Source organism: Aquabacterium sp., assembly GCF_021768455.1.
In the GTDB taxonomy this organism is placed as follows: Bacteria; Pseudomonadota; Gammaproteobacteria; order Burkholderiales; family Burkholderiaceae_C; genus Aquabacterium.
The window spans coordinates 1-13,964 of sequence record NZ_JAIZVX010000116.1 but is presented as its reverse complement, the minus strand read 5'-3'; the positions used below and the strand labels follow the sequence as shown (position 1 = coordinate 13,964).

General features: G+C 66.3%; 10 protein-coding genes. 4 read left to right on the top strand and 6 right to left on the bottom strand.

The genetic code is table 11. The features are described from left to right. Positions 1 to 39: 39 nt before the first annotated feature. Genes QZ994_RS14540 through QZ994_RS14525 form a run of 4 tightly spaced genes read left to right on the top strand, consistent with a single transcriptional unit; the run spans position 40 to position 6,700 of the window. Positions 40 to 3,135: a type VI secretion system Vgr family protein gene (locus QZ994_RS14540; protein WP_290873040.1), complete on the top strand. Its 3,096-nt coding sequence runs from the start codon at positions 40 to 42 to the stop codon at positions 3,133 to 3,135. A gap of 13 nt (positions 3,136 to 3,148) precedes the next feature. Continuing rightward, the gene (locus QZ994_RS14535; RefSeq protein ID WP_290873037.1) at positions 3,149 to 4,078 is read left to right on the top strand and encodes a DUF4123 domain-containing protein; all 930 of its coding nucleotides are present in this window, start codon (positions 3,149 to 3,151) and stop codon (positions 4,076 to 4,078) included. 1 nt (position 4,079) lies between these two features. Beyond that, complete coding sequence (locus tag QZ994_RS14530) at positions 4,080 to 4,580, top strand: DUF3304 domain-containing protein (protein ID WP_290873034.1); 501 nt, start codon at positions 4,080 to 4,082, stop codon at positions 4,578 to 4,580. Continuing rightward, positions 4,577 to 6,700, top strand: coding sequence for a DUF2235 domain-containing protein (locus tag QZ994_RS14525; RefSeq protein WP_290873032.1), 2,124 nt, complete (start codon positions 4,577 to 4,579; stop codon positions 6,698 to 6,700). Before QZ994_RS14530 ends, QZ994_RS14525 begins: the two co-directional genes overlap by 4 nt. Positions 6,701 to 6,728: 28 nt before the next feature. Here QZ994_RS14525 and QZ994_RS14520 read toward each other — a convergent pair whose 3' ends face one another. The 6 genes from QZ994_RS14520 to betB all read right to left on the bottom strand — a co-directional run. Next, a complete protein-coding gene (locus tag QZ994_RS14520; RefSeq protein ID WP_290873029.1) occupies positions 6,729 to 7,520 on the bottom strand; it encodes a MetQ/NlpA family ABC transporter substrate-binding protein in 792 nt (263 codons plus the stop codon). A gap of 38 nt (positions 7,521 to 7,558) precedes the next feature. Beyond that, positions 7,559 to 8,236, bottom strand: a complete 678-nt coding sequence (locus tag QZ994_RS14515; protein ID WP_290873026.1) for a methionine ABC transporter permease — start codon at positions 8,234 to 8,236, stop codon at positions 7,559 to 7,561. Continuing rightward, the gene (locus tag QZ994_RS14510; protein ID WP_290873022.1) at positions 8,233 to 9,273 is read right to left on the bottom strand and encodes a methionine ABC transporter ATP-binding protein; all 1,041 of its coding nucleotides are present in this window, start codon (positions 9,271 to 9,273) and stop codon (positions 8,233 to 8,235) included. Before QZ994_RS14510 ends, QZ994_RS14515 begins: the two co-directional genes overlap by 4 nt. Before the next feature lie 182 nt (positions 9,274 to 9,455). Then, positions 9,456 to 10,859 (bottom strand): L-serine ammonia-lyase, encoded by a 1,404-nt coding sequence (locus QZ994_RS14505; RefSeq protein ID WP_290873019.1) that lies wholly within the window; start codon positions 10,857 to 10,859, stop codon positions 9,456 to 9,458. A 19-nt stretch (positions 10,860 to 10,878) separates the two neighbouring features. Then, positions 10,879 to 12,549 (bottom strand): choline dehydrogenase, encoded by a 1,671-nt coding sequence (gene betA, locus QZ994_RS14500; RefSeq protein WP_290873016.1) that lies wholly within the window; start codon positions 12,547 to 12,549, stop codon positions 10,879 to 10,881. A 30-nt stretch (positions 12,550 to 12,579) separates the two neighbouring features. After that, positions 12,580 to 13,964, bottom strand: a 1,385-nt coding sequence (gene betB / locus QZ994_RS14495) for a betaine-aldehyde dehydrogenase (RefSeq protein WP_290873013.1), incomplete at its 5' end; no start/stop codon positions are given.

Sequence of the window (13,964 nt, the reverse complement as noted above, 5' to 3'; positions counted from 1 at the left end):
ACGGCCATCGAGCCACAACCAAACATCAGGGAACCCGCCATGGGTCTGGGAACGTCCTTCCTCTCCGGGGCAGCCACGTCTGCGGCCGGGGCACTCTCGTCTGTCCGGCCGACCGGGCTGGGCGCGCTGTTGCAGCAGCTCATCGCCCATTGGCAGAGCGACAGCCGCCTCTACACCCTCGTCTCCCCCAGCACCGAACGCCCGCTGCCGGCGGACCTGATGGTCGAGCGCTTCGTGCTGACCGATGCCGTCTCCGAGCCCTTCCGCCTGACACTGCACGCCCTGGTGCTGGACGCCAACGTCGAGCTCAAGCAGCTCTACGCCCGTCCCATCACCCTGCAGACCACCCTGGCCGATGGCCGCCGCACCCGCCTGAGCGGCTACGTGACCGAGGCCAGCTCGCTCGAATCCGATGGGGGCTTCGCGCGCAAGGCCCTGCTCATCCAGCCCTGGATCGCGTTGCTGGGCCACAGCCTGCAAAGCCGCATCTGGCAAGACAAGTCCGTCATCGAAATCGTCGAAGACGTGTTTGCCGACCACGCCTCGGTGGCCGCCTGGCGCTGGGACGAAGGCGTGGCCGATCACGTGTCCCAGGGCCTCTTCGCCCGCAACCAGGGCCAGCGTGCCTACTGCGTGCAGTACCGCGAAACCGACCTCGCCTTCGTGCAGCGCCTGCTGGCCGAAGAAGGCATTGCCTGGCGCGTGGAAGAGACCGAATCCGCCCCGGGTGGACACGGCCTGGTCTTCTTCGTGCGCAGCAGCGCCCAGCCCGAAGACGCAACCAGCGCCAGCAGCCTGGGCGGCCGCGGCCTGCGCTATCACCGCAGCAGCAGCCAGGAGGAGCAAGACAGCATCCAGGCCATGGGCGCCTGGCGCCAGCTCGGCCCCACCGCCACCGTGCTGCAAGGCTGGGATCACAAGGCCCACGCCGCCATCACCGCCGAGGTGCCCACGGCCCACCAATGGGGCGGCGAGGAGGCCACCAGCCTGCAAAGCTGGCTCAGCAGCTACGACCCCACGGGCGACTTCCTCTTCGCCAACTCGGGCGAGGCCAGCTTCATGGCCACCCTGCTGCAAGAGGCCCACGAAGCCCGCTACAAAACCTGGCTGGGCCGCAGCACCGTGCGCACCCTGCGCGCCGGCACCTGGGCCAGCGTCACGCAGTCCACGCTCGACCCGCTGGCCGCCTTCGGCCTGCTCGACGAAGACAAGCAGTTCTTCTTCACCCGCGTGCGCGCCATCGGCGTCAACAACCTGCCCAAGGACCTCAACGAGGTCATTGCCAAGACCCTGGGCGCCTCCGAACTGCTGACCGACACGCTGGACGATGCGCTCGAAGCAGACGTCTCGACCAAGCTTGACGATGACGCCACGACAGGGGCGGTGATCGAACAAGCCACCCAGACCGGCTACGCCAACCAGTTCCAGGCCCTGCGCCGCGCCATCCCCTGGCGCCCCGTGCTGATGGACGACACCGGCCTGCGCCACCGCCCGCGCCCCACCGCACTGGGCCCGCAAACGGCCATCGTGGTCGGCCCAGGCGGCATCACCCAAGCCTCCGGCGCCGACGAGCTCCACACCGACGCCCTGGGCCGCATCAAGGTCCAGTTTCACTGGCAGGCCAATGCCTTTGCGCCCGCCCGCGCCAACATCGACCATTCCTGCTGGATGCGCGTCATGCAGCGCTTCGCCGGCCCCGGCATGGGCCACCAGTTCATCCCCCGCATCGGGCAGGAGGTGCTCGTCGGCTTCCTGGGCAACGACATCGACCGCCCCGTGGTCATCGCCAGCCTCTACAACGGTCAGGGTGAATCCGGCGTGGCGCCCACACCCGGCGGGGCGACTGCGGAATCCAATGTGCAGGCCCTGGCCGACTCCAGCGACCACCTGCCCAGCAGCCAGATGAACCTCATCGGCTCGGGCAGCGGCGGCCACAGCCCGGCCTGGCATGGCGCAGCCGGCGGCTCGGCCAGCGAGGGCAACCCGGGCCAGGCCAACGCCGCCGCGCTCAGCGGGGTCAAGAGCAAGGAGTTTGGCGGCAGCGGCCACAACCAGCTGGTGTTCGACGACACCCCCGGCCAACAGCGCCTGGGCCTGCACACCACCCAGGCCCAGACCTGGCTGCAGATGGGCCACCTGCTGCACCAGGCCGACAACCACCGTGGCAGCTTCCGCGGCCTGGGCTTTGAGCTGCGCACCGACGCCTGGGGCGGCCTGCGCGCAGCCCGTGGCGTGATGCTGAGCACCTATGCCCTGGGCAATGGTCTGGGGCAAACGCCCGAGCCTGCTGGCGACAACGCCCCCGGCATGGCCTTGGCGAAGCAAATGCAGCAGCTGGCGCAAACCTTCCACCAGGCCGCCAGCACCCACCAGACCGTGGGCCTGGCCGCCGCAGCGGGCACCATGGGCGCAGGCCAAAGCGCGCTCGACGACACCCTGCCCCCGGCCGCCGCGCTCAGCAAAAGCCTGAGCGGCATGGTGAGCCACACCGCACTGGGCAACGCCATCGCAGACGCCTCAGACAAGGCAGGCAACAAGGCCACCGCCAACGGCGCCGACACACTGCCCCACATGGCAGACCCCAACATTGCGCTCGTGGGCAAGGCGGGCATCGGCCTGACCGCCGGCCAGGACCTGCACCTGAGCGCACAAGACAGCGCATCCATCGCCTCGGGGCAGGACACGCACTGGGCCGTGGGCAGGCAGGCGCGCGTGCACACGGGCCAGGCCATCGGCGTGCTGGCAGGCGCCATCCAGCCGGGCAGCGATGCAGCGGGCAAGGGCCTGAGCCTCATCGCCGCGCAGGGCCAGATCGATCTGCAGGCGCAGGCCGGGCCGGCTCAGCTGGCCTCGAAAGGCGTGATGGAGTTGAAGACGGCCAGCGGCGTGGTCAACATTGCAGCAGCCAAGAAGGTGACGCTGGCGGTGAGCGGCGGGGCGAGCATCACCATCGAAGGCGGCAGCCTGACGGTGCAGTGTCCGGGGAAGATCACGGTGAAGGCGGGGGTGAAGTCGATGGTGGGGGGAGGAACAGAATCGTGGGCCATGCCGAGCTTCCCGCAATCTGTTTGCGTGGCCTGCATGCTCAAAGCGATGAAGGCTGGCTCCGTCTTTGCTGCGCCAGCAGCCGCTTGAGGGGCCAAACACCATGTTTTTCGCCCTCGAATCCCCCTCCCCAGCGGCCCGAAAAGAGTGCATCGATTGGCTGGACGAGGCGTTGTCTCAAAACCAACTGCAGGCACACGTACTGATCGACCTCGCCTTCGACAACAGGGTGCTGAACACCCCAGCGTGGCGAGGTCTGCCGCGCCACAGCCTGTACGCCAATACCGCCCTGGCCAAACTTGAACACATCGGCCTGTGGCTCGTGCAGCTGCCCGATCACGCCTCTGCCCGCGCCGAATGCATCGACGCCCTGATGCACAAAGCGGAGAACAAACCCATGTGGAGCGTGGTGCTGAGCACCGTGCCGCACGATGTGCTCGGCACCCAATTGGCACCATGCCTGCAGGCAGAGACGCCCGATGGCCTGCGTTGGCCCGTGCGTTGGGGCGACACGCGGGTCCTGCCACACCTGCTGGCCGCCCTGCAGCCTGCGGAGGTCAACACGTGGCTGGCGCAAGTGCTCACCTGGGCGTGGTTCGACCGCTGGGGGCGTTGGCAAGACAAACGCGTGACCAAGGCGCAGGATGCCGAGCCCCCAGGCATGCTCACCGACCGCATTTGGCAACTCGACGAGCAGCGGTTCGCACACCTGGTGGGCTGCGGTGAAGTCGATCAAATCCTGAGCCAGATCGATGACCACCGGGCGCACCTGCTGCGCCCCTGGTCGCCGACGCAGGCCCACGACCGCGTGGCCTCCGCCCTTGCCGTTGGCCACAAACACCGGCTTGACGCCGCGCCCGATTGCCTCGCCCTGGCCACCTTGGCGCTGAGCCTGGACCTCCACTTTTTGACCCACCCATCGTTCACCCAGGCTTTGCGAGCCACCCAGCAAGGGCAGCCCTTCAAAGGCTGCCTTGAAAACCTGGATGCCTCGTTTTGGGACCAGTGCGCTTTGTCCCCGGAGACCATTTGACATGCTGAATCGTTTGACCACCCATTCCTTGCGCCGTGTGGGCGTTTGGGCCGCATTGGCGGCGACCGCTTGGGCGCTGTTGGCTTGCGCGGCGCCACAGCCGCCCAAGGAAGCAACTTACGGGGCCAAGGTGGGCGTCGTTAACCACACGGACAGGTATGTTTACTACGCATCGGTCAATGGTGGAGGCGGAGGGCAAATGAGCGAGTACAGCGCGGGCGGCGCCAGCATTTGCTGCGTGAGCGTACCGCTCAAATGGCGCCCCGGACTGAAGGCGCATGTGGAGTGGGACATGCCTATCGGCAGTCAGCACACCTACCAGGAAAAAACTGTTGACATCGAGCCATACGGACCTGACGACAGCGGCGGCTCGGTATATATCCATCTTTTCCCAAATGGTGAAGTCAAGGTGGTTGTGGCGAGATATGGCGGGGCCAGTACAAAGCACCCAATACCTGCGCCCGTTAAACCTGCCGGCTGGAAGCGCAAAGAGGGCGCATGATGACTTCAAAGCTTCAAGCCCCAGCTGCTGCTGGACCATACTTTCCTAGCGAAAAATGCTTGCAAGCTGAGGTCCAGGCAGAAGCGTTGCGCACTTACTTTTACCCGCGGGAAGACAAAGCAACGACATGCCTGATTCCTGTTCAGGTCGGCATCTTTTTTGATGGGACGAACAACAACATGGAGCGTGATCTTCGCGGTAAGCGAATTGCCGCACCGATGTCATCCTTCCAACCCAAGCAAAAGACGCCATTTCCGGCCTCCGAAGCCAGCCACAGCAATGTGGTCCGATTGCTTGAAACTTTCCCATTCCAAAAAGAAATATCTGGATACCATAGTTTTTATATGCCAGGCGTGGGCACAGAGTTCAAAGAAATCGGAGAGCACACCGAGAGCAGCGAAGGCAAGGCATTCGCTCTGGGAGGACAGGCGCGCATCATCTACGGGCTGCTACAGGTTTTGAACGCCGTGCACATGACGGTCAGAGATCAAGACCCGCTTTACAAGGACGATGTGGTCGGCCAACTCGCCCAAGCCTATGGCCGCGAAGTCGGCCGCGCCAAGCCCATCAGCCGCGAGCGTCACGTCGCCCAAACCGTCACGCACCGCGATTGGTTCGAGCCGCACCTGGCCAAGCTGAAGGCCGTGTTGACCGCCCACCCGAAGCCTGCCATCCCGTCCCTCACGGTGTCGGTATTCGGCTTCTCGCGCGGGGGAGCACAAGCCGTGGCGTTCTGCCACCTGCTGGACAAACTGCTTGACGGTGGCTGCCTGGCTGGCATCGCCACCACCGTCAATTTTCTGGGCGTGTTCGACGTGGTGGCGTCGGTGGGCGGCTCGGCTTCGGTCGCCAAAACCACGCCCATGCCCGGCATGGTGTTCGACGGGCAGTGGGCCTGGGCCAACTGCATCGACGAACCCCTGCCAGGCTGCGTCACAGGCGGCCTGCACCTCGTAGCGGCGCACGAGATGCGGATGAACTTCCCCGTCACCCGCCAAAGTGGCAGCGGCTTTGCTGAGCAACTTTATCCCGGCGCTCACTCCGACGTGGGTGGTGGCTACGCCCCAGGCGAGCAGGGCAAAGCACGGCAAGGCCAAGGCAGTTTGCTGTCGCAGATTCCGCTGTGCCACATGTACATGGCGGCGCGCGCCGCCGGTGTGCCCTTGATGCCTTACAGCGAGATGTCGCAAGCGGTGAAAAATGACTTCGCCATCGACCCCCAGCTCGCCAGCGCCTGGCAAGCCTACATCGCCGCCCTTGGCCCGCAGAACGGTAGCAACCTGAAGGCGCACATGCGCCTGTTTTACCGCTGGCTGGCGCAACGCCTGCACACCCTGGAGCAAACCGACAGCTTCAAGGCCGGCAGCCCACAAGATCAGGAAGACCTGCGCTCTGCCAACGTGCTGCTGCAAGGCGATTTGCAAGCGTTGCGCTACCGTCGCCATCCGCCCGCGGAATTGGGCAACGAAGACGACCGGACACCGGCATTTGGTCAGGACATGCGCCTGCGCATGAACCAATGGCAACGCATCCGTGCCAACAGCAAGACACCGCTGGACGAATGGGAGCGTTTTGCCTTGGGCTGCCTTGAACAGGCGGACCCTTTGCCCCCAGACGTAGCCCGCTTCTTCGACGACCATGTGCACGACTCGTTCGCATCGTTTTACCTCGCTGGCGAAGTCACCGAGTTCGACAAGCGATGCCGGACGGCCAAGGTGATGGCCACCCGTGACCCCTCCCGGCTCAACCGCTACGAAAAGAAAATCTACGCCAAGGCAATGCAAGTGCAAGAAGCGCAGGCACGACAGGCCAAAGGAGAGGTCTTGTCAGAGGAGGAGGTCGCGCTCGTGAAAGAGGCCGAATACGGCACACCCTATCCCGTCATGAAAGACGAAGATGCGGGAGACATGTTGGGCCTTGGCGAAAAAGTGGCCATTGGCACGCAGTCGGCAACACGCCGTGAAGGCGGAGGTTACGTTCTGCGCCGAGACTACTTCCCTCAGACCGGATTCGTGCGCAGGAGCGTGCACGAAGCTGAACTCATGCACGACCCAGCGCCGCCCCTGCCCGAAAAGAGCCGTGCTCAGCCGTCGCAGCAGGCATTCGCCACGTCAGACTGACGCGGATCGAGCGCCCCACGCAAGCCTCTCAATTCGCCGGCACCACTGCCCCCTTGTACTTCTGCTCAATGAACTGGCGGGTCTCGGCGCTGCGCAGTTCGTTGACCAGCTTGACCAGCGCCGGGTTCGCAGCGTTGTCGGTGCGGGCGACGACCACGTTGGCGTAGGGCGAGACCTTCTCGACGAAGAGCGCGTCCTTGGCGGGCGAGAGCTTGGCCTCGAGGGCGAAGTTGGCATTGATCAGGGCCAGGTCCACCTGGGGCAGCACACGCGGCAAGGTGGCGGCTTCCAGTTCGCGGATCTTCAGGTTCTTGGGGTTGGCCGTCACGTCCTTGGGCGTGGCCTGGATGTTGGTCGGGTCCTTCAGCTGGATCAGGCCGTTGGCGGCCAGCAGCAGCAGGGCGCGCCCCCCGTTGGTCGGGTCGTTGGGGATGGCCACCACGGCACCACGGGGCAGTTCGGCCACGGTCTTGTACTTCTTCGAGTACGCGGCGAAGGGCTCGATGTGCACGGGCTGGGCCACGACCGACAGGCGGGTGGCGTGGTCCTTGTTGAAGGCGTTCAGATAGGGCACATGCTGGAAGAAGTTGGCGTCCAGGCGCTGTTGCTCGACCTGCAGGTTGGGCTGCACGTAGTCGTTGAAGACCTTCACGTCAAGCTGGATGCCTTGCTTGGCCAGCTTGGGCTTGACGAACTCCAGCAGCTCGGCGTGGGGCACGGGCGAGGCGGCAATCGTCAGCTTGGTCTGGGCGAAGGCGGAAGAAGCGGCCACGAGGGGAAGCAGCACGGCCAGGGCCGCACGACGGGTGAACAGGTTCATGGAATTCCTCAGTGTTGTAGGGGGAGAAACAGGTGTGCTCAGCGGCGCTGGAAGCGGCGCACCAGGCGGTCGCCCGCGCTTTGCAGCCACTGCACCAGCACCAGCATCAGGGTCACGGTGACGACCATGACCTCGGTCTGGAAGCGCTGGTAGCCATAACGCACGGCCAGGTCGCCCAGGCCGCCGCCGCCGATCACGCCCGACATGGCGGTGTAGGACACCAGGGTCACGGCCGTGACGGTGGTGGCGCCAATCAGGCCGGGCAGCGATTCGGGCAACAGCACGCCCAGCACCAACTGGTGCAGGCGGGCGCCCATGGCTTGGCTGGCCTCGATCACGCCCTTGTCGATGTCGCGGAAGACGTTTTCGGCGAGGCGCGCAAAGAACGGCGCCGAGGCAGCGATCAGCGGTGGGATCGCACCGGCCACGCCCAGCGAGGTGCCCACCAGCTTGAGCGTGAGCGGGATCATCACGATGAGCAGGATGATGAAGGGCACGGCGCGCAGCACGTTGATGAGCAGCGAGAGCACGGCATACAGGCGCGGGCGGGCCAGCAGTTGACCCGGCGCCGTCAGGAAGAGCAGCACGCCCACGGGCAGGCCGATGAGCACGGTGAACAGCAACGAGACACCCAGCATGGTGAAGGTGTCCAGGCACGCCTGGCCGATTTCGAGCCAGTCGATGTCCAGCAGGGTTTGCCAGTCGAATTCGTTCATGCCTGCGCTCCTTGTGCAGCGCCCAGCCACTGGGCATGGCCACCGAGGCGGGCGACGGCCGCGGGCAGGTCGGCCAGGGGGATGTCGGCGCCCAGCACCTCGGCTCGCAGGCGCGCCACGGGCTGCCCCTTGATGCGGGTGATGCGGCCCTCCAGCAGGTTCAGGCGCAGGCCACATTGCGTGCGCAGCAGATCCAGCAGGGGCTGCTGCGCGGCCTCGCCAACGGCGGTGAGCTGCAGCACGGGCTGGCCGCCCTGGGTCGCCTCGCCCTCGTCGAGCAGGAACCCGGCGTTGGCCAGCAGGCCGCGGGTGGTGGGGTGCTGGGGTTGCAGGAAGACATCGATCACGGCGCCCTGTTCGACGATGCGGCCGCGCTCCATCACGGCCACGCGGTCGCACAGGGTGTGGATCACGTGCATCTCGTGGGTGATGAGCAGCACGGTCAGGTGCATGCGCTGGCAGATGTCGGCCAGCAGGCTCAGGATCTGTTCGGTGGTCTCGGGGTCGAGGGCCGAGGTGGCCTCGTCGCACAACAGCAGCTGCGGCTCGTTGGCCAGGGCACGGGCGATGCCCACACGCTGTTTCTGCCCACCCGAGAGCTGCGCCGGGTAGCGCTGATGGAAATCGGCCAGGCCGACCAGGGCCAGCAGTTCGTGCACGCGGGCGTCCATCTCGGCAGGGCTGCGGCCGCCGGCCAGCTCCATGGGGTAACGCACATTGCCCGCCACCGTGCGGGACTGCAGCAGGTTGAAGTGCTGGAAGACCATGCCGATGCGCTGGCGCTGCTGCTGCAGGGCCTGAGGCGTGAGCGCGGTCAGGTCCACGCCATGGACGTGCACCGTGCCGCTGTCGGGGCGCTCCAGCAGGTTGACGCAGCGGATCAGGGTGCTCTTGCCTGCGCCGGATCGGCCGATGACGCCGAAGATTTCACCGGGCGCCACGCGCAGGGACACGTCGTTCAAGGCCACGACGGCGGCAGCCGTAGGCTGGGCGCCCGCGGCGGGGTAGGTTTTGTGGAGTCGTTCGAGCGCGATCAAGGGAACATGCGCCACCGGGCCAGACGGTGCAGGAGGCACAGGGCACGGGCGGCGACTGGGGAGGCCAGACAAGGCGGGAGTCTAGCCCGCAAGCCTTCGCCCGATGCCGTGTCAGGTCAATGCCATGGCATGAACTTCCGCATGTCCATATGAGGCGGCCGCATCAGCCGCCACCGGACCGCTCAGCATTCGACGATGTTGACCGCCAGGCCCCCGCGTGCCGTTTCCTTGTACTTGGTCATCATGTCGGCGCCGGTTTCGCGCATGGTCTTGATGACCTTGTCCAGGCTCACATGGTGGGTGCCGTCGCCACGCAGGGCCATGCGGGCCGCGTTGATGGCCTTGACCGAGGCGATGGCATTGCGCTCGATACAGGGGATCTGCACCAGGCCGCCGACCGGGTCGCAGGTCAGGCCCAGGTGGTGCTCCATGCCGATCTCGGCGGCGTTCTCGACCTGCTCGGGCGAGCCGCCCATCACGGCGCACAGGGCGGCAGCGGCCATGGAACAGGCCACGCCGACTTCGCCCTGGCAGCCCACTTCGGCGCCGCTGATGCTGGCGTTCTCCTTGTAGAGCATGCCGATGGCGGCGGCCGTGAGCAGGAAGTCGATCACGCCCTTGTCGTTGGCACCGGGGATGAAGCGGCTGTAGTAGTGCAGCACAGCGGGCACGATGCCCGCAGCGCCGTTGGTGGGCGCCGTGACCACGCGGCCACCGGCGGCGTTCTCCTCGTTGACGGCCAGGGCGTAGAGGTTGATCCAGTCCATGGTCTGCAGCGGGTCGCGGAGGGCCGACTCGGGGTTGGCCGTGAGCTGGCGGTGCAGCTCGGCCGCACGGCGCTTGACCTTGAAGCCGCCAGGCAGGATGCCTTCGGTGGCACAGCCGCGGCGCACGCAGTCCTGCATCACCTGCCAGATGCGAAGCAGGCCGCGGTCGACCTCCTCGTCGGTGCGCCAGTGGCGCTCGTTGCGGCGCATGAGTTCGGCGATGGTGGTGCGCTCGCGACTGGCCAGCTTGAGCAGCTCATCGCCACTGTGGAAGGGATAGGGCAACACGGTGGCATCGGGCGCCACGGCCTTCTGGCGCGAACCATCGGCCGCCACCTGTTCGCTCACCACAAAGCCCCCACCCACCGAGTAGTAACAGTGGTTGTCGAGCTGCTCGCCGGCTTCGTCAAAGGCGATGCAGCGCATGCCGTTGGCATGGAAAGGCAGGGTCTCGCGGCGGTAGAAGACCAGGTCGGTCTTCTCGTTGAAGGCGATCGTCTTGCCTCCATCTCGGCCACCGCCCAGCTCGACGCGCTTGCCTTCTCGGATGCCGGCCAGGATGGTCTCGACCGCGTCCACGTCGACCGATTCGGGGTCGTGGCCCGCCAGGCCGAGCAGCACGGCCTTGTCGCTGCCGTGGCCCTTGCCGGTGGCGCCCAGCGAGCCGTAGAGCGAGACCTGCACGCGCACGGTGCGCTCGATCAGGCCGCGGTGCACGAGGCGATCGGTGAAGAGGCGGGCGGCACGCATCGGGCCCACGGTGTGGGAGCTCGATGGGCCAATGCCGATCTTGAAGATGTCAAACACGCTGACGGCCATGGTGGGACTCCTGAGGGGTTCAGCGTTGCTGGGTTTGCCAGTGCGGATGCACGTAGTAGGGGGCGGTGGAGCGCGGCAGGGGCGCACGGCCACGGATGTCGTCGGCCAGCTTCTCGGCCATCATGATCACGGGCGCATTGAGGTTGCCGCTGACCACGTCGGGCATGATCGAGGCGTCGACCACACGCAGGTTGGCCACGCCGTGGACACGGCCGCTGCGGTCGGTCACGGCCATCTCGTCGGTGCCCATGCGGCAGGTGCACGAAGGGTGCAGCGCGCTCTCGGCATGCTCGCGGATGTGGGCGTCGATCTCGGCGTCGGTCTGCACGGCCTTGGTGGGCGAGACGGCGTCGCCACGGAAGCGGTCAAAGGCCTTTTGCTCGAAGATCTCGCGGGTCAGGCGGATGCCGGCGCGCATTTCCTTGCGGTCCTGCTCGGTGCCCATGTAGTTGAAGAGGATGCGCGGGGGCTCTTTCGGGCTCACCGAGCGCAGCTTCACATGGCCACGGCTGGTCGGGCGCATCGGGCCCACGTGCGCCTGGTAGCCGTGGAAGCTGGCCGGCGCGCTGCCGTCGTAGCTGATGGCCATGGGCAGGAAGTGGTACTGCAGGTCGGGGTGCTTGACGCCGGCTTCGCTGCGGATGAAGCCACCCGATTCGAAGTGGTTGGTCGCGCCCAGGCCGGTGCCGAACAGCAGCCATTCGGCGCCGATCTTGGCCTTGGCCAGCGGGTTCATCGCGGAATACAAGGTGATGGGCTCCTTGCACGCGTACTGCACATAGGTCTCGAGGTGATCTTGCAGGTTCTCGCCCACACCGCGCAAGGGGGCCACCACCCGGATGCCCATGCGGCGCAGCTCGTCGGGGTTTCCAATGCCGCTCAACATGAGGATCTGGGGCGAGTTGATCGCACCGCCGCAGAGGATGACCTCACGGCGCGCCCGGATGAAGTCGGTGTGGTGACCGTTGATGACCTCGACCCCCGAGGCCTTGGGCGGGCTGGTGCCATCCTCGAAAACCACGCGGGCCACCAGGGCACGGGTGCGCACCTCCAGGTTGGGACGCTTCATGGCCGGGCGCAGGTGGGCCATGGCGGTGCTCCAGCGGCGGCCCTTGTGCACCGTCATGTCCATGGGGCCCAGGCCTTCCTGCTGGTAGCCGTTCATGTCGTCGGTGTAGGGGTAGCCCGCCTGCTGGCCGGCTTCGATGAAGGCGGTGTAGAGCGGGTTCTTGCAGGCCCCGGTGCTGACCTTCAGGGGGCCGTCGTGGCCGCGGTAGTCGTCACCGCCCTTGGCACGGGTTTCCGCCTTGCGGAAGTAGGGCAGGCAGTCGGCATACGACCAGTTCTCCAGGCCCTTGTAGCTGGCCCAGCCTTCGTAATCGAGCGCGTGGCCGCGGATGTAGACCATGCCGTTGATCGACGACGAGCCGCCCAGCACCCGCCCACGCGGGCAGTAGACCGCCCGGTTGTTCATGAAGGGCTCGGGCTCGGAGTGGTAGTACCAGTTGTACTTGTCGTTGGCCAGCGGGTAGGCAAAGGCCGAGGGCATGTGGATGAAGATGCTGTGGTCGGCGGGGCCGGCTTCCAGCACCAGCACCGTGGCGTCGCCATCTTCGGTCAGGCGGTTGGCCAGCACGGAGCCGGCAGAGCCGGCACCCACGATGATGTAGTCGAACTCGTTCTTCAACATGGCGGTGATCTCAACAAGGTGCCGCAGCGATCAGCGGTAGGAGCAGGCGACGTCGCCCAGCTCGATGTAGACGGTCTTGACCTGGGTGTAGTGCTCCAGGGCGAGCATGCTGTTCTCGCTGCCGATGCCGGATTCGCGGATGCCGCCAAAGGGCATCTCGACCGGGGTGATGTTGTAGTTGTTGACCCAGCAGATGCCGGCCTTGAGGCGCTGGGCCATGCGGTGGCCACGCTTGATGTCCTGCGTGAACACGCCGCTGGCGAGGCCGAATCGGGTGTCGTTGGCGCGGCGCACGACCTCGTCCTCGTCGTCGAAGGTCAGCACGCTCATGACCGGGCCGAAGATCTCTTCCTGCACGATGCGCATGTCGTCGGTGCAGTCGGCAAAGATGGTGGGGGCGACGAAGTAGCCGTCTTCGCAACCCGGGACGGTCACGGTCGTGCCACCGGCCACCAGGCGGGCACCTTGCTCCATGCCGCTGGCCACGTAGGCCATGACCTTGTCGCGGTGCGGGCCCGAGATCAGCGCGCCCACTTCGGTGGCCGGGTCGGTCGGGTCGCCCACGCGCAGCAGGGCGGTGCGCTCGGCCAGGCGGGCCAGGAAGCGCTCGACCACGCCACGCTGCACGAAGACGCGGGTGCCGTTGGTGCAGATCTCGCCCTGGGTGTAGAAATTGGCCAGCATGGCGGCCGAGACGGCCTGCTCGATGTCGGCATCGTCAAAGATCACCAGCGGGGACTTGCCGCCCAGCTCCATGGTGACGCGCTTGAGCGTGTCGGCGGCCGTGGCCATGACGCGCTTGCCCGTGGGCACGGAACCGGTGACCGACACCTTGGCCACCTCGGGGTGTGAGGCCAGCATGGCGCCGGTGGTGCCGCGGCCTTGCAGCACGTTGAACACGCCGGGGGGCATGCCCGCCTCCAGGTAGACCTCGGCCAGCTTGACCGCGGTCATGGGCGTCATCTCGGAGGGCTTGAAAATCATCGCGTTGCCGGCCGCCAGCGCAGGGGCCGATTTCCAGCAGGCGATCTGGATGGGGTAGTTCCACGCGCCGATGCCCACGCAGATGCCCAGCGGCTCGCGGCGTGTGTAGGCCAGGGCGGTCTTGAAAGGGTATTGCTGGCCCGTGAGGGTGGCGGCGGCACCGGCGAAGTACTCGATGCAGTCGGCACCGCTGGCCACGTCGACCACATTGGCTTCCTGGATAGGCTTGCCCGTGTCCATGACCTCGATGGCGGCCAGCTCGTCGTTGCGCTCGCGCAGGATGGCGGCGGCGCGCTGGAGGATGCGGCCCCGCTCGACCCCACTCATGGCCGACCACAGCGCAAAGCCCTCCTGGGCCGAAGCGATGGCAGCGTCCACATCGGCTTGCGTGGCCTCGTGCACCTCGGCGATCACGCGGCCGGTGAAGGTGG